Annotated in this window: 12 protein-coding genes, 1 tRNA gene, 4 pseudogenes and 1 other annotated feature; of the genes and pseudogenes, 9 read left to right on the top strand and 8 right to left on the bottom strand. The window is 64.2% G+C overall.

The window, feature by feature from the left end:
* The first annotated feature begins 75 nt into the window (after positions 1 to 75).
* The 3 genes and pseudogenes from mnmA to JL101_RS37100 all read left to right on the top strand — a co-directional run.
* Positions 76 to 1,221, top strand: coding sequence for a tRNA 2-thiouridine(34) synthase MnmA (gene mnmA, locus JL101_RS08665; protein WP_203100099.1), 1,146 nt, complete (start codon positions 76 to 78; stop codon positions 1,219 to 1,221).
* Between the two features lie 400 nt (positions 1,222 to 1,621).
* Positions 1,622 to 1,698: transfer RNA gene (locus JL101_RS08660), tRNA-Met, on the top strand.
* A gap of 449 nt (positions 1,699 to 2,147) precedes the next feature.
* A pseudogene (locus JL101_RS37100) lies at positions 2,148 to 2,537 on the top strand (ISAzo13 family transposase); the annotation flags it as partial.
* 6 nt (positions 2,538 to 2,543) lie between these two features.
* On the opposite strand, the pseudogene JL101_RS08650 reads toward JL101_RS37100, so the two are convergent.
* Positions 2,544 to 2,789: pseudogene (locus JL101_RS08650) on the bottom strand (IS6 family transposase); the annotation flags it as partial.
* 377 nt (positions 2,790 to 3,166) lie between these two features.
* On the opposite strand from JL101_RS08650, the gene JL101_RS08645 reads away from it, so the two are divergent.
* The 3 genes and pseudogenes from JL101_RS08645 to JL101_RS08635 all read left to right on the top strand — a co-directional run.
* Complete coding sequence (locus JL101_RS08645) at positions 3,167 to 5,944, top strand: DEAD/DEAH box helicase (RefSeq protein ID WP_203099833.1); 2,778 nt, start codon at positions 3,167 to 3,169, stop codon at positions 5,942 to 5,944.
* Complete coding sequence (locus JL101_RS08640; RefSeq protein ID WP_203099831.1) at positions 5,944 to 7,857, top strand: DUF7017 domain-containing protein; 1,914 nt, start codon at positions 5,944 to 5,946, stop codon at positions 7,855 to 7,857. Before JL101_RS08645 ends, JL101_RS08640 begins: the two co-directional genes overlap by 1 nt.
* A 50-nt stretch (positions 7,858 to 7,907) precedes the next feature.
* A pseudogene (locus JL101_RS08635) lies at positions 7,908 to 8,518 on the top strand (IS3 family transposase); the annotation flags it as partial.
* Positions 8,192 to 8,308, top strand: a sequence feature (AL1L pseudoknot). Its footprint overlaps the pseudogene before it by 117 nt.
* Before the next feature lie 45 nt (positions 8,519 to 8,563).
* Here the strand turns inward: JL101_RS08635 and JL101_RS08630 are convergent.
* A complete protein-coding gene (locus tag JL101_RS08630; RefSeq protein WP_203104651.1) occupies positions 8,564 to 9,784 on the bottom strand; it encodes an IS256 family transposase in 1,221 nt (406 codons plus the stop codon).
* Here JL101_RS08630 and JL101_RS08625 point away from each other — a divergent pair.
* A pseudogene (locus JL101_RS08625) lies at positions 9,768 to 10,469 on the top strand (IS3 family transposase); the annotation flags it as partial. The gene JL101_RS08630 and the pseudogene JL101_RS08625 sit on opposite strands and share 17 nt — an antisense overlap.
* A 405-nt stretch (positions 10,470 to 10,874) precedes the next feature.
* Here JL101_RS08625 and JL101_RS08620 read toward each other — a convergent pair.
* The 3 genes from JL101_RS08620 to JL101_RS36495 form a co-directional block, all read right to left on the bottom strand.
* A complete protein-coding gene (locus JL101_RS08620; protein ID WP_228435361.1) occupies positions 10,875 to 11,600 on the bottom strand; it encodes a hypothetical protein in 726 nt (241 codons plus the stop codon).
* Positions 11,601 to 11,850: 250 nt separating this feature from the next.
* Entirely contained in the window at positions 11,851 to 11,982 is a 132-nt protein-coding gene (locus tag JL101_RS36500; RefSeq protein ID WP_267133552.1) for a hypothetical protein, read from the bottom strand.
* 154 nt (positions 11,983 to 12,136) lie between these two features.
* Positions 12,137 to 12,259 (bottom strand): hypothetical protein, encoded by a 123-nt coding sequence (locus JL101_RS36495; RefSeq protein WP_267133551.1) that lies wholly within the window; start codon positions 12,257 to 12,259, stop codon positions 12,137 to 12,139.
* A gap of 550 nt (positions 12,260 to 12,809) precedes the next feature.
* Here JL101_RS36495 and katG point away from each other — a divergent pair.
* Positions 12,810 to 15,011: a catalase/peroxidase HPI gene (katG, locus tag JL101_RS08615; protein ID WP_203099112.1), complete on the top strand. Its 2,202-nt coding sequence runs from the start codon at positions 12,810 to 12,812 to the stop codon at positions 15,009 to 15,011.
* A 112-nt stretch (positions 15,012 to 15,123) separates the two neighbouring features.
* Here the strand turns inward: katG and JL101_RS08610 are convergent, their stop codons facing one another.
* On the bottom strand, positions 15,124 to 15,702 hold the full coding sequence (locus JL101_RS08610; protein WP_203099113.1) for a hypothetical protein: 579 nt from the start codon (positions 15,700 to 15,702) through the stop codon (positions 15,124 to 15,126).
* Positions 15,703 to 15,827: 125 nt separating this feature from the next.
* Positions 15,828 to 16,310 carry a GNAT family N-acetyltransferase gene (locus tag JL101_RS08605; protein WP_203099114.1) on the bottom strand — a complete coding sequence of 161 codons (483 nt, stop codon included), beginning with the start codon at positions 16,308 to 16,310 and terminating at the stop codon, positions 15,828 to 15,830.
* Between the two features lie 183 nt (positions 16,311 to 16,493).
* Between JL101_RS08605 and JL101_RS08600 the strand changes: the two genes are divergently transcribed.
* Entirely contained in the window at positions 16,494 to 17,576 is a 1,083-nt protein-coding gene (locus JL101_RS08600; RefSeq protein WP_203099115.1) for an alpha/beta fold hydrolase, read from the top strand.
* Between the two features lie 21 nt (positions 17,577 to 17,597).
* Here the strand turns inward: JL101_RS08600 and JL101_RS08595 are convergent, their stop codons facing one another.
* Positions 17,598 to 18,677, bottom strand: a complete 1,080-nt coding sequence (locus JL101_RS08595) for a class I SAM-dependent methyltransferase (protein WP_228435360.1) — start codon at positions 18,675 to 18,677, stop codon at positions 17,598 to 17,600.
* Positions 18,678 to 18,879 lie beyond the last annotated feature (202 nt).

Below are 18,879 nucleotides of genomic sequence, written 5' to 3'. Positions count from 1 at the left end.
CCGGGCATGGACTCACCCCTGAAGTACCCCTCGAACTCCGCCGCGGCGGGCCGCGTCGCCGTGGGTTCCCCTGCCCTGAACTCGCTCGGCTTCGCCAAGGCGCCGACGGACACCCGCGTGGTCGTCGCCATGTCGGGAGGAGTCGACTCCTCGGTCACCGCCGCCCTGCTGCGCGAGGAGGGGTACGACGTGGTCGGGATCACGCTCCAGCTCTACGACCACGGCATGGCCGTGGGCCGGAAGGGAGCCTGCTGCGCCGGCCAGGACATCTACGACGCCCGCCAGGTCGCCGACCGGATCGGCATCCCGCACTATGTGCTGGACTATGAGAACCGGTTCTCCCAGTCGGTGATGGACGATTTCGCCGACAGCTACCTGCGCGGCGAGACGCCGATCCCCTGCGTGCGCTGCAACCAGCGGGTCAAGTTCCGCGACCTGCTGGACACGGCCCGCGACCTGGGCGCCGAGGCGCTGGCGACCGGCCATTACGTGCGCCGGGCGATGGGCGCGGATGGCGCCGAGCTTCACCGCGCGATCGACCCGGCCCGCGACCAGAGCTATTTCCTGTTCGCCACGACCCGCGAGCAGCTGGACTTCCTGCGCTTTCCGCTGGGCGGCATGCACAAGCCGGAGGTGCGGGCGCTGGCCGAGCGGTTCGGGCTGGTGGTGGCGGACAAGCCGGACAGCCAGGACATCTGCTTCGTGCCGACCGGCTCCTATGCCGAGGTGGTCCAGAAGCTGAGGCCGGGCGCCATCGAACCCGGCGACATCGTGCATGTGGACGGCCGCGTGATGGGCCGGCACGAGGGAATCATCCATTACACGATCGGCCAGCGGAAGGGCCTGGGCATCGGCGGCCAGAAGGGCGACGGCGGCGACCCGCTCTATGTCGTCCGGCTGGACCCGGCCCTGCACCAGGTGGTGGTCGGGCCGCGCGCGGCGCTGGGACGCGACCGCGTGCTGGTGCGCGAGGTCAACTGGCTGGGCGCCGGCGACGCGCCGGATGCCGGCGGGACGCGGGTGCAGGTGAAGCTGCGGTCGGCGCAGCCGGCGGCCGCGGCGACGGTGTTCCCGGCGGCGGAGGCCGGGGCCGTGGAGGTCGTGCTGGACGAGCCGCAGTTCGGCGTGGCACCCGGGCAGGCCTGCGTGTTCTACCAGGGCGACCGGGTGCTGGGCGGCGGCTGGATCGCCCGGGCGGAAGACGGGCTGGCGGCGGCCTGAGCGGCGGCCCGGGTTTGCCGGGAGGGGAGGCGCGATGCCCCTGGAGCATGTCAGCGAACGTCAGCAAACGTCAGCAAACGTGGCGGGGCGTTCCGGGGTGGCTTGGCGCGGCGGTCGCGCCGCGCCGGGGTCTGACGACAGCGGATGTCATCATCCGTAGCGTCGGAGCCGTTCCGACCGCCCTGCCCCGCCGACCGGCCGGACTGGTTTCCCCTATGCGATTGTCAAAGATCCGTACCGTGCGGCGGGGCATCATAACGGCTGCCGGTTACGAAAGTTTTCCTATGGGAATGCAGCTTCCGCGCCGGGTATCGGGGGCTGCAAAAAACGCCGCGAAGCGCTTGACAGTGCCCGCTTCGGCGAACTATATGACGGCCTCCCGGCGACAAACCGGGCCTGCGGCGGAGTAGCTCAGTTGGTCAGAGCAGAGGAATCATAATCCTTGTGTCGGGGGTTCAAATCCCTCCTCCGCTACCATTAAAAAGCCTGCTAAGTCAAAACCTTAGCGGGCTTTTTCGTGCCTGAAACCTAGCCCGGAGCTGTCTCCCGCCGTCTCATTCCGTCCCAAGCAGAATCAATGGGTTAGCAGGGCGTCTCTGTGGGTTTCCAGAACGATTTCCAGGAAAACGGGACCGTTGCAGGGCGCCGATTCACCCGTGCTGGCAAGGGGTTGGCGGGAAGACGAAGGGCGAGCGGCAGGCTCGGCGCGCGCATCCCGGGACTCTCCGGACCCGTCTCGGCCGGCTGTTCCCCGGTGTCCTCGCCGGTTCCGTACCCCTGGGGCTTTGTCAAGTCTTGCAGCGAAAAACACGGCACGCTGGAGCGGCCGTGCAATTAAGGAAGCGTGCCCGAATGAATGAATCGAATGCGGTCGAGGGGTGTTGAGGGGATCCTCAGCGGGACTCGCAGCAGATAGACTCGACTTCATGATTGATGAAGCCGCGCTACGCCACCAATACGCCCTTCTGCGTCCCAGCCTTGACCAGCGGAGGCGCCGTTTGTTTGCCGCCACCCAAGCCCAGGCGCTTGGCTATGGTGGCATCACCGCCGTGGCACGGACTATCGGGATCGCCCCCAGCACGATCTGGCGCGGGCTCAAGGAGATCGCCGACGGGGTGCCGCCGTCCGGGCCACGCCCGCGCTGACCGGGCGGCGGGCGCAAGCGGCTGACGGAGACAGATGCGACGCTGGAGCGCGCTCTGCTGGAGTTGGTCGCGCCGATGACGCTGGGCTGCCCGGAGCGCCCACTGCTGTGGGTATCGAAGAGCTTGGAGAAGCTGGCAGTGGCCTTGCGGGGTCAAGGCCGTCGGGCGTCGGTGAAGATCCATGACGCGCCAGAGATAATGGGGCTGGCCGGCGATATTGAGAACAACCTCATCCATATGCCACGTGTCGTCCGGCCGGGGCAGCCGCCGGCGGATGATGTTGGCGAACGCCTAGCCGAATTTGAGGCCCCATTGCCGGATCGTCTCGTGGCTGACCACGATGCCCCGGAAGGCCAGCATCTCCTCCACCATACGAAGGCTCAGTAGAAATCTGAAGTATAGCCAGACCACGTGGCTGATCAGCTCCGGAGGAAAGCGGTGGCCGACGTAGGGGGCTTGGTTGAGGTCGTCATGGCCACCTCATAACCGACCCGCACCGATTGGGCAACCCAACCCGCCGCCAACTTGATGGTGCCGTTCAGTCGCCACGCGACAGGTCAGACAGGGACAGCTTTTCCAGGTTCGACATGTCTAGAACAAATCGGGATCAAATCGGTCGTGTGCAACCCCGGCGCCCTGCTCAGCGCCCGAACTTTTGCCCCTGCTACGCAATCATCGCTTAACAGCCTGTCAATGCATAGCTATTATCGCGTCAGTGAAGCTCCATACGCTCGCGTGATGTGAGCTTTGCTAGAAATTCGCGCTGCGTACGAGAATGGCTACACCGGGGACGTTCGGCTTTGACGAGTAGTTTTGAGTTCCTGCAAACCCGCTGGCCGGAATTGCATAAGCATGCCGTCCAAGCCGAATCCGCACTCCATGTCGATGCGGATGTGACAGCCATCCGCCTTCGGTGCTTTGGGGAACTTCTTATCTCCGCTTTTTTCCAATTGAAAAGCTTGCCAGAACTCACGAACGGCCGGCAGATCGATCGCCTGCGATTCCTCGAAGACAACCGCCTTCTGAATGAGCGACTTCTCGGGAAGCTTCACACTCTCAGGCTTCTTGGGAACAAGGCGGCCCATGGCGGCACGGTCTCGGCGGCGCAGGCGGCAGGCCTTCTCGCGGATGCGTGGGCTCTGGCCCAGTGGTTCTGTCGCCTCATCGCACCCGAAGAGTTGTATGCCTCGGGGCCGTTTCGCCTCCCCGATCCTGGGGCGCGGCCCGCCGGCGCGTCCCGCGAGACCGTCGAGGAGGCGCTCGCCGAAACCGGCGGTGGGAGAGAGGAGGCGTCCGACCCCGCCGCCAAACCTGCGCGCCTGTCCCAAGATGACAGCCGACAGGAGAGGGAGGCCTCCGACAAGGCGTTCAATGCTGTCGATCCCACCACGAGGGAGCTCAGGACCCCTATCAGCCTGAGGGAAGCATTCGCCGGTGCGACCCTCTCGAAGAGCCAAGAGGAGGCAGTCGAGGAACTCGAGCGATTTTTCGCAGCCCCCCAGGCGGAGGTCTTTCTGCTCAAGGGCCATGCGGGTACCGGAAAGACCTTTATCATCAGAGGTCTGGCCGACTACCTTTCGGCCCAAGGGCGTATGTTCCGCCTCTGTGCTCCCACGGGACGCGCCGCGCGAGTGATCGAGGGGAAGACTGGGTACCGAGCCGGGACGCTCCATCGCACAATTTATAACTTCAAGGAACTAATCGAATATACCGACGAGGGTCTTAAAGGGTCAGAAACCTTCAAGAACTACGCCCAGATCGCGACCAACGACGACGCGGCGAACGCAGTCTATATGGTCGATGAGGCGTCGCTCATCTCGGACGCCTACCAAGAGAGCGAGTTCTTCCGCTCGGGATCCGGATATCTTCTGAAGGATTTCTTCAACTTCGTCCGGCTCGATCACAACGACCACGACAAAAAGATCATTCTGATCGGGGATACGGCGCAGCTGCCCCCAGTTGATATGTCATTCTCCCCCGCGCTCGATGCCGACTACCTCCACAAAACCTACGGCGTAAGCTGCCGCAGCTACGAACTTGAGGACGTCGTCCGGCAGAAGGCGGACAGCGGCGTTCTTCGAAACGTCATGCCGCTTCGCGACAGCCTGAAGAGCGGAAAATTCTGCAAGCTGACCTTCGACTTCAGCGTGCCCGACATCGAGAAGGTCGAGGGCGATCGGGTCCTCTCCCGCTACCTCAAGGCCTGCAATCACGCGATCAACGACAAGGCCATCATCGTGGCCCGCTCGAACGCGGAAGCCGCTGGCTACAACCGCATGATCCGCGAGCATTTCTTTCCGGGAAAGTCGGAGATCGTTCCTGGCGACAAGCTGATGGTGGTTGCGAACATCACCGTCAGTGGCCTCTTCATCGCGAATGGCGACTTCATCCTGGCTAAGGAGGTGGATGAACGGGTGGAAACCCGCCGCATATCCATCCGACGAAAGAACCCCGACACCAAGGCCGTGGAGACCGTCGAGGTGACCATTTCCTTCCGGGGGGCCTTGCTGGGTGTCCGGGACACGGACGGACGCGCGCAGTTCATCCAAACGAAGATCCTCGAGAACGTGCTCTACGACAGCAACCCGAACATCGGGTCCGACGAGCAAAAGGCCCTCTATATCGACTTCTGCATGCGGCACGAGCATTTGAGGAAGGACCGCAATCACTTCCAAGAAGTCCTTCGGGCTGACCCGTATTTCAATGCCTTGCGGGTCAAGTTCGGCTACGCAGTCACCTGCCACAAGGCCCAGGGCGGCGAATGGGAGCACGTCTTCGTCGTCTGCCCGCGCGGCCAAAACGAACTCTCATCCGACTACTTTCGATGGCTCTACACAGCGATGACACGAGCGAAGGGTCGTCTTTACATGGTCAAGCCCCCGCATCGGGAGGTGGGCGCGGACATCAAGGTAATAGGTATGCCTCCTTTCGCCACGTCCTGCTCGTCGGCGGAGACGATCTCCGTGTCACCGGAGGCCTCAATTGGCAGCCCCGACGCCCCACCGGAGCGCTTCGGCCTCACCGAGCAGAATGGGGTCCTCTTCGCCATCCTGGGGCATGTGCAGGCCGTCCTTGAAGGGACCAACATCGAAATCGAGGACATCGTCCATAATCAGTATCAGGAAGCGTATTTCTTCCGCCGTGACGGTGAATCCGCCCGAGTGAACATTGCCTACAACGGCAAGGGAAAGATCGGGAGGATCATGCCGACCCAGGTCAACGCGCTGAGCGACGAGCTGAATCAGTGCCTGGGTGCCCTGTCGGACCGCATCCTGACACCCGCCAATCGAGCGTCCTCGTCGAAAGATGTGATCTATGTCCCCAGCCAGGAGTTCCTCGGCACATTCCACGAATGGCTCCTTTCGCGGGCCAAGGAGCGGGGGATCCAGATCGCGGACGTGGCCGAGTTGCCATGGTGCCAGCGGTACACCTTCGCCCGTGGCTCCGACGCGGTGGTCGTCGATATCTATTACAACGGAAGGGGCACCTTCAGTACATGCAAGCCGGTCAACCCATCGCGGGCGCCGCGTGCGCTCCTGTCTGAGGTGATCGACCTGCTGCCTGTTAGGAAAGGCTGATGAGCTCGTCGAGCGAGGTCTTCAAGCTCCGCCGGGACCGCCAGATCGACGCCGCCTACGAGATGGCGCGGGAGCGCATAACGTCGCCCGACCGAGATGCCTGGGACGTTCGAGCCTATGCCTGGTGCCTCATCGACCTTCTGAAGGCGAACGCCCGGAAGGGCTCCAGCGAAGCGGCCGAGGATTATGCCCGTCAGCTGCGGGCGCTGGAGCTGCCCGAGAACGATGAGATCCTCACCAAGGAGCGTGGCCGTGCGCTCTCGCTCCTCGAGGAAGGGGCGGGCGAGATCGCCCAGGCGCAGGAGCACAGCAAAGCTGGGCGCCTCCGCGACGCGATCAAGATTTACGCCGATCTTGCCCGCCGCAAGCCGCTTGGCCCCGAGATCTCGACGAACTATGGCTGGGATCTCTACAAAGCGACAAAGGACCTTTTGGGGAAGAAGCTCCCAGAGGAGTTGCTGCCGGCCGTCGTGGGCGAGGCTCGGCGCCATCTCAACGCCTATATGGGACTCGAGGTCGAGCGTCCCTCGCAGCTTCACAGCTGCATGCTGTACATGGCCTCGCGCCTCGCCTCCGGCGACCATCTCAAGATGTTGCCCTTCGCCCGTCTCTGGGGGCTCGAGCATCTCCGGCAGGAGGACTTCGAGCGTTTCGCCGCGAAGGACGGGAAGAGCATCCCCGCGCTCGCCGAGAAGGTGGTCATGAAGGCCGCAAAGGAAGCCGCCGAGACCGGCAACCGTGCCGATCTCGACTACATGCTGCTCTTCGTCGACCGCATGATGGCGCGCTTCCCGGACAACCACTGGTTGGAGCTGAACAAAGTGAAGCTCCTCCGGGCGCTTGGACGCCAGGACGAGGCCCGGAACCTTGCGCTCTCCTTCACTAAGACGAAATCCCAGGAGTATTGGGCATGGGAGCTTCTCGGAGATCTTCAGGCCGATCCTGGGACACGCCTGGCCTGCTACTGCAAGTCTCTGACCTGCTCGCAGGATGACAATTTCGTGAGTCCGCTTCGCCTGAAGCTCGCGCGCGAGTTCCTGGACGCCGGGCATACGGCCGAGGCAAAGGGGGAGATCGAACGGATCTTCGAGCACAAGAAGCGCTCCGGCCATCGTGTGCCTGTCGACGTGCAGGACATGACCGCCATGGACTGGTATGCAGCCATCGATGCCACGCCCCCTAAGGCCGGCTTCTATGCGCGCTTCGCGGCCGCAGCCGACGACCTCCTGTTCTCTGACCTCCCTTGGATCGACGCCTGCGTGGGAGAAACATTCACTGTTGAAGGACAGGACGGGAAGCCGAGGCGGAAGCTTTATCTCAAGACCCCCTTTCTTCCCGCCGAAGTGTCTATCCCGGAAAACAGGCTGAAGCTGAAGTCGCCGCGGATTGGCCAGCCCATCCGGGTGAAGGCCGACTACGACCCTGAGGGCGAGCGGCGCTTCATTCTCCATGCGGTCTCCGACCGTCCGGACGGTGCGCCCTTTGACATCTTCCCTGAAACGGTTGGAATCGTCGACCACGTCAACCCCAGCAAGGGCTTGATGCACTTCACGGCCGGCCGGGAAGCACAGGGAACCTTCCCTCTCGCCCACTACAAGGGGATAGCCGCTGTCGGCGCATTCGTCTCCTTCAAGCTGGCCACGTTCCAGTCTCGCAAGGGAGGAGGCGTGCGCGCCCTGACGGCCGAAGCGACGAGCAAAACGCCTGGCACTCAGGTCTGCCGGTCCTTTCGGAGTATGGTCAAAGTAAGGAATGGCCTGGGCTTCACTGACGACAACATCTTCATTCCGCCTGATCTCGTGAGAGCCAGTGATATCAATGACGAGGATGTCGTGACTGGAGTCGCTGTCCAGAGCTTTGATAAGAGGAAGAGGAACTGGGGGTGGAAAGCGATCTTGGTCAGTGAGGTGTGAACCGCGCCGGGTTTACCGGAGGCCCCATTTCTTGAGAGACTGGGGTCATCATGACGAAACAGGCATCACCCAAGTACGCCCCTGAAATCCGCGAACGCGCGGTTCGGATGGTGTTCGATCACGAAGGCGAGCACGCGTCGCAGTGGGCGGCGATCAGCTCGATCACGGCGAAGATCGGCTGCACGGCGGAGACGCTGCGGGGCTGGGTCCGGCAGGCCGAGCGCGACCAGGGGAAACGGCCCGGCCCGACGACGGACGAGCAGGAGCGGATCAAGGCGCTGGAGCGCGAGGTCCGGGAACTGCGCCAGGCGAACGAGATCCTTCGCAAGGCATCGGCGTATTTTGCCCAGGCGGAGCTCGACCGCCCGTTCAGGAAATGATCGCCTTCATCGACGAGCAGCGCGCCGTCCACGGGGTCGAGCCGATCTGCAAAGTGCTGCCGATCGCCCCGTCAACTTATCACGCCCATGCCGCCCTGCGGACTGACCCGTCAAAGGCGCCGGCCCGCTGGCGAAGCGATGCGGAACTCAGCGTGGCTATCCGGCGGATCTGGGACGGGAACTTCCAGGTCTACGGGGTCAGGAAGGTCTGGCGGCAGTTGCGGCGGGAAGGCCTTGACGTGGCGCGTTGCACAGTGGCCCGGCTGATGCGGCGTATGGGGCGAGAGTGTCAGGAATTTCGTGTGAGGGCGGGCGGTTTCGCATGATCAGGCGAATGCCTTTGTGAAGCGCTCACCGAAGAGGACGGCGAACTGAGCCTTTGCCATGGCCCATTCGCGTGCCGGCATGGTCCACTGTTTCTCGGTCCTGTGCAAGACCAGGAAGATCAGCTTCAGGGCGGCATCGTCAGTCGGGAAGTGGCCTCGGGCGCGAACGGCCCGGCGGAGCTTGGCATTCAAGGATTCGATGGCGTTGGTGGTGTACAGGATGCGCCGGACCTCGGCCGGGAAGGCGTAGAACGGCACCACCTCGTTCCAGGCGCGGCGCCAGCACGGGCCGATGGCCGGATACTTGCGTCCCCAGGCGCTGTCCTCGAAGGCTTCCAGCGCGGCCTCGGCGGCCGTGGCGTCGATCGCCCGGTAGATGTCCTTCAGGGCGGCTGCGACGGCCCGGCGGTCCTTCCAGGAGACGAACTCCAGGCTGTTGCGCAGCAGGTGCACGATGCAGGTCTGGACCATGGCCTGCGGGAACACCGCCTGGATGGCGTCGGGAAAGCCCTTCAGCCCGTCGACCACGGCGATCAGGATGTCCTCCACGCCGCGGTTGCGCAGCTCGTTCAGGACACGCAGCCAGAACTTGGCGCCCTCGTTCTGCTCCAGCCACAGGCCGAGGATCTCCTTGGTGCCGTCGGCCCGCACACCGAGGGCCACGTGGACGGCCTTGTTGCGGACCAGTCCCTCGTCGCGGACCTTGACCCGCAGGGCGTCGAAGAACACTAGCGGGTAGACCGGCTCCAGCGGCCGGGCCTGCCAGGTGGCGATCTCGTCCAGCACGGCGTCGGTCACGGCGCTGATCAGGTCGGGCGAGACCTCCACGCCGTAGAGTTCGCGCAGGTGCCCGACGATCTCCCGGACGCTCATGCCGCGGGCATACATCGATACGATCTTGTCGTCGAAGCCCGGAAAGCGCCGCTGGTACTTGGCGATGAGCTGCGGATCGAAGGTCGCCCGCCGATCGCGCGGGATCTCCAGTTCCAGCTTGCCGGTGTCGGTCAGCACCGTCTTGCGGCCGTAGCCGTTCCGGCCGTTGCCGGCCTCGTCCTCGCCGGCGAGATGATGGTCCATCTCGGCATTCAGCGCCCGCTCGGCAAGTGCCTTCTTCAGGCCGTCCAGAAGGCCGTTCGGATCGAACGCGCTCTTCGCGTCGGACCCGGCAAGAAGTTGGTCGAGCAGGGCGTCAGGGATGACGGGTGGTTTGCGACGAGCCATGCGGGATCTCCTTTTCTCCCAGTATGCCCGCCCTCACACGAAATTCCTGACACTCTCTATGGGGCTGAAGGGGGTGACACGCGGCAAGACGGTGCGGACGACGATCAGCGACCGGGCGGCACCGTGTCCGCTCGACCGGGTGAACCGCCAGTTCCAGGCGTCCTGCCCGAACGCCTTGTGGGTCGCGGATTTCACGTTTGTGGCGACATGGCAAGGCTTCGTTTACGTGGCCTTCGTCATCGACACGTTTGCCCGGCGGATTGTCGGCTGGCGGGTCTCGCGCACCGCACACGCCGGATTTGTCCTGGATGCCCTGGAGCAGGCGCTTCACGACCGCCGTCCGGCCAAAGGCAGCGGCCTCATCCACCATTCCGACCGCGGGTCGCAATATGTCAGCATTCGCTACACCGAGCACTTGGCCGAGGCCGGTGTCGAGCCGTCGGTCGGCAGCGTCGGCGATTCCTATGACAACGCCTTGGCCGAGACGATCAACGGCCTCTACAAGACCGAGGTGATCCGACGCCGAGGGCCATGGCGCAACTTGGAAGCCGTCGAGTTCGCCACCTTGGAATGGGTCAACTGGTTCAACCACCGGCGCCTGCTCGAACCCATCGGCAACATTCCACCCGCCGAGGCCGAAGCACGCTACTATGCTCAAACCGAGGACGGCGCCAGGGCGGCGTGACTCAACCAAATCGGCCTCCGGGAATCCCGGTGCGGTTCAGAGCGGCCAAGCATCATCTCGCACTACATTGAACAAAACTGTTCTGTTCAATGTGGGAGTATAAGTGGAAGTATAAATTGAGTTGGTTTGGGCGACGACGAGGAATTTGGTTGGACTATAGGTGCAGTGATACTGAGTGAGATATGCTGAGACTCCAGAAAAAACCCAGAAAAACGGCCTTAAGCCACAGAAATTGCTAGTAACACACGCATCATCATAATCCTTGTGTCGGGGGTTCAAATCCCTCCTCCGCTACCAGTCGGAAAGCCGGTCGATCCCATGGGTCGGCTGGCTTTTTGCTTATGAGGCGCCTGTTCGCGGGTTAGGAAGAGCCGGTCGCCACGGCCCATTCGACCGGATCGTTCGTCACGACCAATCCGACCAGTGCCTGTCCGCGACGACCGTGATGTTATCGGTGATGTTGACATCGAAGGTGTTGCCCTCGTCGTCAGTCAGCGAGCCGCCGAACTCGATCGTGTGCTCTCCGGGCGATAGCCCCTTCACCTTGACCCAGTAGCCGTCGGACACCACGGGATCGTAAGTGCCTGCGGGAAGAACGCCGCCTTCGGGCACGACGGCATCGAAAACAGTCGATTTCGTCCGGAAATCGAACAGCTTCTCGTCGGAATAGACTTTGCCGTCGATGATCAGCGTCAGGTCCTCGACCGCGTCGATAAATTCGGCGGCATCCTCGCGCAGGGAGGCGGCGGTATCGTCCGGTTCTGTCGCGAAGCTCACGACGTTGATCAAGGGAATGACCAGCGTCTGGCCGTAATCGACGGAGAAGCTTCGCTCGACATCGCCGCTGAACGTGCCGGCGACGAAGAAGGTGCGGCCGAAATCGCCAAGATCCGCCAACTCGCCCGTGGTATCGAGTTGCGGGTTCTCGACCTCCGGATAGGACAGCACCCATTCCCACCAGTCGGCGGTGGCTCGCCCCGACACATGCCCGATTTCGACCTTGTCATGATGAAACTTCGGCCCGCGCCCGCCGTGATGATCCCGGTCCTGACAATCATCACGACCGTCCCACGAACGATAATGATGGCCGTGCGAGTGATGGGACGGCGAAAAGCCATGGTGGTCTTGCATGAAAAACACCTTGTCCTCCTCCGATTGAGAGTATCTGAACGATGATTCCAACGGTTCAGGAAAGAACGGTGTGTCGTGACCGGACCATCTCTAGCACGGGACAAGCTTTAGAAGCGGTCGCGGAAGTACGTCTATCTTCATATGTTCCAGAATCCCAACCGGAGCGTTCCAAAGCTGGGCCTCCCCCGTGCGTGCGGATGGGTCGCTGAAAGGATTGCCGACAGCTTCAACGATTGGCAGCGGGTCCCGATCAAGCGATGCTGAATAGAACGAGAAGAGCGTCGTGGATGTCGGCCATTGACTCGCCGTCCACTTTACCGATCACTGCGCGGGTACGATCGTCGCTGTTGGAGGAGAGGGCCAGCATCGAACGGAAACTCATGGCATTGCTGACCGGCCCCGACGGGACCGCCGGCAGCGCCTGAGTTCGTCTCCTCCCCAGGGACTCGCCTTCGAAGCTCCCGGCGGCACTCTACCCCGCCGCCGGGAGCACGACGAAAGCCGCGCGGAGTGCGCTCCAGGGCGATTCGCGCGCCTCAGCCGGAAGATGCCTCGATCAGTTGCCGGCGCTCCTTGTTGGCGCTCTTGTCCTTGCCATGGCACTCGATACGGTCAGGCATCTCCAGGCTATCCGGCCCGACATGCTTCCGGGACCTCAAGCCGGGCTTCAACGTCAACGTATTCACTCTGACCCCAATTTCTCGCGCAGTTGCGTGCAGCGGTAGCGCCCTCCAGAATCGTAGCAGCCACCGGCATATCACCAACAGCCGAGTCATGGCGCCGCCGGCAGTCCGGAACGGGCGGCTCTTTGCCCTGCCCTCAGCCTCGGCAATCCTGCGTTTGCGCCTCGGCCGAAGCCATCGACAGGCTTCCGAAGCTGGGGCGTAACGGGCGTCACACCCCTTCGTCGCAACCTTATTTTGCGGCTGTCGCCCGACTCCGCTTCCGACAGGCTTGAATGAATCATCGTTCGACAGCATTTTCAGTTCATTGTATGGAGGAGCCGGAGGTCCGAGCGGGAATACATCGAAGCGGATATGCCGGGGATGTCCCGCCATGGGGATCGGTGCCGACAACCCGGAACGGCATGCGACCGCTTTCGTCGTCATTCCAGGCTTCCGACAGCCGGACCCTGTCAATCGAGAATGCCGCACAACGGCACTGGGCATGAAGCATGTGCTAAACGAGGTAGCAAAGGGAGGTCAAAGCATGCCGGACGATGTCGCCTGCCCCTTCACGGGTGGAAGCCAGAAGCGCACGCCCACCATGTTCCGGACGAACCGGGACTGGTGGCCCAATCAGCTCAACTTGCGGATCCTGCGCCAGCACTCTTCCCTCAGCGATCCCATGGGGAAAGGGTTCGACTACGCCGAGGAGTTCAAGAAGCTGGACCTCCAGGCGCTGAAGCGGGATCTTTACGCCCTGATGACCGACAGCCAGGACTGGTGGCCCGCGGATTACGGCCACTACGGTCCGCTGTTCATCCGCATGGCGTGGCACAGCGCCGGGACCTACCGCACCTATGACGGCCGCGGCGGCGCCTCGTCCGGCGGGCAGCGCTTCGCCCCGCTGAACAGTTGGCCTGACAACGGCAACCTGGACAAGGCGCGGCGGCTGCTCTGGCCGATCAAGCAGAAATACGGCAGCCGGATCTCCTGGGCCGACCTGATGATCCTCGCCGGCAACTGCGCCCTGGAATCGATGGGCTTCAAGACCTTCGGCTTCGGCGGCGGCCGCGCGGACACCTGGGAGCCGGGCGAGGACATCTGGTGGGGTCCCGAGGCCGAGTGGCTGGGCGACATGCGCTACACCGGCGACCGGGTGCTGGAGAACCGGCTGGCCGCGGTGCAGATGGGCCTGATCTACGTCAACCCGCAGGGACCCAACGGCGAGCCCGACCCGGTCGCCTCCGGCCGCGACATCCGCGAGACCTTCGCCCGCATGGCGATGAACGACGAGGAGACGGTGGCCCTGGTCGCCGGCGGCCACACCTTCGGGAAGGCCCACGGCGCGGGCGATCCCGGCCTTGTCGGCCGCGAGCCCGAGGGCGCCTCGATCGAGATGGCGGGCCTGGGCTGGCAGAGCACCTTCGAGAGCGGCAAGGGCGTCCACACGATCACCAGCGGCATCGAGGGGCCGTGGACCCCCAACCCGACGACGTGGGACAACGGCTATTTCGACGTCCTGTTCGGCTACGAGTGGGAACTGGTGAAAAGCCCCGCCGGCGCCTGGCAGTGGGCTGCGAAGGAGCTGGAGGAGAAGGACCACGCGCCGGAGGTGGACGGGTCGGGCAAGCGGGTCCGGCTGATGATGACCACCGCCGACATGGCGATGCGCATGGACCCGATCTACGAGCCGATCTCCCGGCGGTTCCACGCCAACCCCGGGGAATTCGCCGACGCCTTCGCCCGCGCCTGGTTCAAGCTCACCCACCGGGACATGGGGCCGCGCGTCCGCTATCTCGGCCCGGAGGTTCCGGACGAGGACCTGATCTGGCAGGACCCGGTGCCGCCCGTCGATCACCCGCTGGTCGATGCGCAGGACATCGCCGGGCTGAAGGCGAGGATCCTCGCGTCCGGCCTTTCGACCGCGGAACTGGTCCGGACCGCCTGGGCGTCGGCCAACACCTTCCGCGGGTCGGACCGGCGCGGCGGCGCCAACGGGGCGCGCATCCGCCTCAGCCCGCAGAAGGACTGGGAGGCCAACCAGCCGGAGCAGCTCGCCAGGGTTCTGGGCGTTCTGGAAGGCATCAAGGCGGAGTTCGACGCCGCGGCCCCGGGCGGCAAGAAGGTCTCGCTCGCCGACCTGATCGTGCTCGGCGGCTCGGCCGCGGTCGAGCAGGCCGCGAAGGAAGGCGGCGTCCCGGTGGAGGTTCCGTTCACCCCCGGCCGCACCGACGCGACGCAGGAGCAGACGGATGTCCATTCCTTCTCGGTGATGGAACCGGTCGCCGACGGCTTCCGGAACTACCTCAAGCGCGAGGTCCCGGTCTCGCCCGAGGAGATGATGGTGGACAAGGCGCAGCTGATGACGCTCACCGCGCCGGAGATGACGGTGCTCATCGGCGGCCTGCGCGTGCTGGGGGCCAACCATGGCGATGCGAAGCACGGGGTCTTCACGTCGCGGCCGGGCGTGCTGAGCACCGATTTCTTCGTCAACCTGCTCGACATGGGGACGGTGTGGAAGCCCGTGTCCGAGGACGAGATGCTGTTCGAGGGGCGGGACCGCGCCACGGGCGAGGCGAAGTGGACCGCCACCCGGGTCGATCTCGCCTTCGGTGCCAATTCCGAACTGCGCGCCATCGCCGAAGTCTACGGTGCCGGCGACGCGCAGGAGCGCTTCGCGAGGGACTTCGTCGCGGCGTGGACCAAGGTGATGGAGCTGGACCGCTTCGATCTCGGCAAATCCTGACGGCTCAGGTTCAGGCTTTGGATCGGGCGGGGTGCCGGTTCCCGCCCGACCGGGCCTCCCGTGAACCGGTACGACGCACCGGGCAGCCCCTCGCAACAGGGGCTGCCCGGGGCTACAGGCGGACGCGCAGGGCGTCGAGATCCTTCTGAAGGTCCTGCACCTGCATACTGCCCTGTTTCGGGAGCTTGCACGAGTAGCCGAACAGGGAGCTGCGATAACCGTGCTGAACGGAATCGCCGAAAGCGGAAAATCCGATGCAGTCATGGTGGGAGGCGGCCAGGGAGAATTTCATCAGCCGGTATCTCCGGCCGTTGGCCTCCAGGGGTGGAAGTTCCTCCCACCCCGCGCCCTCCATCTTCACCCGATTCAAGCCGGTCAGAAGCGCCTGGAGTTCCCTGTGGTTTATCAGGGTGCCATGTCCGGCGACATCGAGCATGGTATTCATATAGCCGGTGCTGGTTTCGAAATACCGGCCATACCGGGTCCCGACATGTTCGACCGAACCGACATTGCCCGACCAGCAGTCTTTCTCCCTCGCCGGCTTCAGGTCGCCCCGAGCGCTTTGGATGCGGAAATCCTTGCAATCCATCGGACCGCTCTTGCCGGACGTATAGGACTCTCCGGTCGTTGCGCATCCCGACACCAGCAGGACCGCACCGACCAGCGAGACGATGCTGAACAGGGTTCTCATGTCGATGACCTTCCGATGCAGCCTTGTACGCCGCAAGGACTAGATCATTTTAATTAATTTTTTCTGCGTAATGACAGGCTTCCGTCGTCGCCGGTTATCCACTCCGACCCCATTCCTGGGGGGCATCATCGGCTTCCGAGGGGCCAGCGCTTTTCCATCGCGAAGTTGTGGATGGGGACGTCGCCGATCAGCAGGTCGCGGCGCTGGAGGACGGTGAAGCCCTGGCGGAGGAAGAAGCGCCTGGCGGCCTCGCTGGCTTCCACATGGATGCGGGTCAGGAGAGCCTTCAGGGCGATATCCTCGAGGGCTCCATAGAGTGCTGCGGCGACTCCGGTGCCCGCGGCTTCCGGGGAGCAGTAGAAATAGCCGATGTGCCCGTCCGCCGCGATGTCGCCGAATCCCAGGGGTTGCCCCCGGTCGTCCGCGGCGACAAGGACCCTGCGGCCGTCCGCCACTCGCCGGTGCAGTTGCCCGGGCGTCGGGGCGAGGGAGGCCCAGGCTTCCACCTGCCGGGCCGAATAGTCCCTCGGACCGATGCCGCGGACCGATCGGCCGTAAAGCTCGACCAGGGCCGGGGCGTCGGCGACGTCGTAATCCCGGATCAGCATCCTCTTCCACCCTCCAGGCTCCCCCTGCCCTCCCCGGTGCCCATTCCGGTGACCGTGACCGGACGTGGAGGCGGCTTGTGCCCTCGCACGCACAAGGTGATGATGCAGGTATGCAGACGGAGCGACGACACGCCCCGTCCCGCATGCCATGGGAACTTGTAATCAAGAAAAAGGGAGGTCGCCATGACGGTCTTCAGATCGTTGATTTACGCCGCGGCGGGCGCGGCCCTGTCGTTCGTCTCCTTCGCGGCCGGCGCAGCCGACTATCCGGCGCCGAAGGAGGCCACGTTCGTCGCGAAGGACTTCAGGTTCCATACCGGCGAGGTCCTTCCGGAGGTGCGCCTGCACTACCGGACGGTCGGCGAACCCTCCGGCGAGCCCGTCGTGGTGCTTCACGGGACCGGAGGATCGGGTGCCGGCATGCTGACGCCCGCCTTCGCCGGCGAACTGTTCGGAGAGGGTCAGCCGCTGGATGCGAAGAAATATTTCATCATCCTGCCGGACGCGATCGGCCACGGCAAATCCACGAAACCGTCCGACGGCCTGAAGGCGAAGTTCCCGAAATACAGTTCCGAGGACATGGTCGAAGGACAGCATCGGCTGCTCACCGAGGGGCTCGGCCTGGAGCATGTCCACGTGATCATGGGCAACTCGATGGGCGGCATGCATACCTGGATCTGGGGCGGCAAGTATCCCGACTATATGGACGCGCTGGTGCCGATGGCGTCGCAGCCGACGGAGATGGCTGCCCGCAACTGGATGCTGCGGCGGCTGATGATCGAGATGATCCGCCAGGACCCCGGCTACAACGGCGGCGACTACGCCGAGCAGCCGAAGTCGATGAGGCTGGCCAACGTGTTCTACGCCACGGCCACCAGCGGCGGCACCCTGGCCTACCAGAAGCTGGCCCCGACGCGCGAGATGGCGGACAAAATGGTCGAGGAGCGGCTGGCGGTACAGTTCAACGCCGATGCCAACGACTTCATCTATGCGTGGGAGTCCTCGGGCGAATACAATCCGACGCCGCTCCTGGACCGGATCACGGCGCCGCTGCTCTTCATCAACGCGGCCGACGACGAGCGCAACCCGCCGGAAACCGGCGTAACGGAAGCGGCGATGAAGCATGTCAGGAACGGACGCCTGTTCCTGATCCCGGCCAGCGACGAGACTCGCGGCCACGGCACGACGGCCATGGCCAGGTTCTACGCGGCGGAGCTCCGGGCGTTCCTGGAATCGGTGCCGCGGCGGGGATCGCGCCCCGACTGACGCGGCACCGCTCCCCATGCCCTAGGGACGCGCCTCCAGGACCATGTTGGTGGCCGTCTCCGCGGCACGGCGCACGCGGGTGAAGCCCGCCTGCCGGAGGACCTCCGCGAGCCTCTTCTCCCCCGCCTGGGCGCCGAGCGCCAACCCCACCTCCTGCGCCCGCGAGGCGGGCGTGCAGACGAGGGTCGATGCCGAGTAGAAGATCTGCCCGATCAGGTTCAGGTTGTCGGCCAGGCGGTCGCCGGCGATCGGCTCCACCAGCATCAGGGTCCCGTCCGGCTTCAGGCTTTCCCGGATATGGCGGGCCGCGCCGACGGGATCGCCCATGTCGTGCAGGGCGTCGAAGACGCAGGCAAGGTCGAATCCCGTCTCGTCATAGCCTTTCGCGGTGACGGCCGTGAACCTCGTGTTCGCGGTCAGGCCCGTCTCCTCCGCCTCCCGCCGGGCGCCCTCGATGGAGGCCGCGTGGAAATCCATCCCGTGGAACACCGAGTTCGGGAACGCCTTCGCCATCAGCAGCGTCGAGGATCCGAGGCCGCATCCGATATCCGCGACCTTGGCGCCCTTCTCCAGCTTCGCCACGGCGCCGTCGAGGGCTGGCAGCCAGCTGTCCACCAGGTTGACCATGTAGCCCGGCCGGAAGAACCGGTCGGTTCCGCAGAAGCAGCATGCGTGATGATCGCCCCAGGCCCGCCCGGCGCCCGACCTGAACACCTCGACCGCCTTTTCGTATGTGGCGTACTGGGCCACGATCATCTGCACGAATCCCTGGAGGCAGGCCGGATGGCCTTCCTGGGCAAGGACGATCGCCTGTTCGGGCGTCATCGAGAAGGTCTCGTCCTCCTCGTGATGGCATACATAGCCGGCGGCGGCCTGGGCTCCCAGCCATTCGGCCAAGTAACGCCGGTCGACGCCGGCGGCTTCGGCAAGTGTTCCGGCATCGCACCGGCCGGTATCGCGCAGGGCGCGGTACACCCCGGTCTGGTCGCCCATGTAGGAGAGCAGCAGGGCCATGGAGCCGCCGATATCCTGCATGATCTTCCCGGCGAACTGCTCCACTTTCCGAGGATCCAGCTCGGCAGTTTCAGAATACGTATCCATCCTTTTCCTCCCGGCAAAAAGTTGCAGCCCGCCCCGCTCGGCGGACTCTCCGCGCTTTCCTTGATGGCAGCGGGCAAGAGTCTTGCGATCGCGCCGCCGCGGCGGCGGGCGCATCCACCGAAAATATGTGCTAGTCTTCGGACCCGGTGCCTTGGGACCGGTTATACCTGTGCCGGCCTGCCGCATGAATGGCTCGGCGTCC

Origin of the sequence: Skermanella rosea (assembly GCF_016806835.2) — a bacterium.
Taxonomy (GTDB): Bacteria; Pseudomonadota; Alphaproteobacteria; order Azospirillales; family Azospirillaceae; genus Skermanella; species Skermanella rosea.
This window is presented reverse-complemented; position numbering and strand designations above follow the sequence as displayed.

Excerpts from the sequence above, each read along its gene's own strand:
- JL101_RS36500 (WP_267133552.1), bottom strand. The coding sequence starts at position 11,982 with ATGAGTTTCCGTTCGATGCTGGCCCTCTCCTCCAACAGCGACGATCGT.
- JL101_RS08620 (WP_228435361.1), bottom strand. The coding sequence starts at position 11,600 with ATGCAAGACCACCATGGCTTTTCGCCGTCCCATCACTCGCACGGCCAT.
- JL101_RS08640 (WP_203099831.1), top strand. The coding sequence starts at position 5,944 with ATGAGCTCGTCGAGCGAGGTCTTCAAGCTCCGCCGGGACCGCCAGATC.
- JL101_RS08600 (WP_203099115.1), top strand. The coding sequence starts at position 16,494 with ATGACGGTCTTCAGATCGTTGATTTACGCCGCGGCGGGCGCGGCCCTG.
- JL101_RS08630 (WP_203104651.1), bottom strand. The coding sequence starts at position 9,784 with ATGGCTCGTCGCAAACCACCCGTCATCCCTGACGCCCTGCTCGACCAA.
- katG (WP_203099112.1), top strand. The coding sequence starts at position 12,810 with ATGCCGGACGATGTCGCCTGCCCCTTCACGGGTGGAAGCCAGAAGCGC.
- JL101_RS08610 (WP_203099113.1), bottom strand. The coding sequence starts at position 15,702 with ATGAGAACCCTGTTCAGCATCGTCTCGCTGGTCGGTGCGGTCCTGCTG.
- JL101_RS08605 (WP_203099114.1), bottom strand. The coding sequence starts at position 16,310 with ATGCTGATCCGGGATTACGACGTCGCCGACGCCCCGGCCCTGGTCGAG.
- JL101_RS08595 (WP_228435360.1), bottom strand. The coding sequence starts at position 18,677 with ATGGATACGTATTCTGAAACTGCCGAGCTGGATCCTCGGAAAGTGGAG.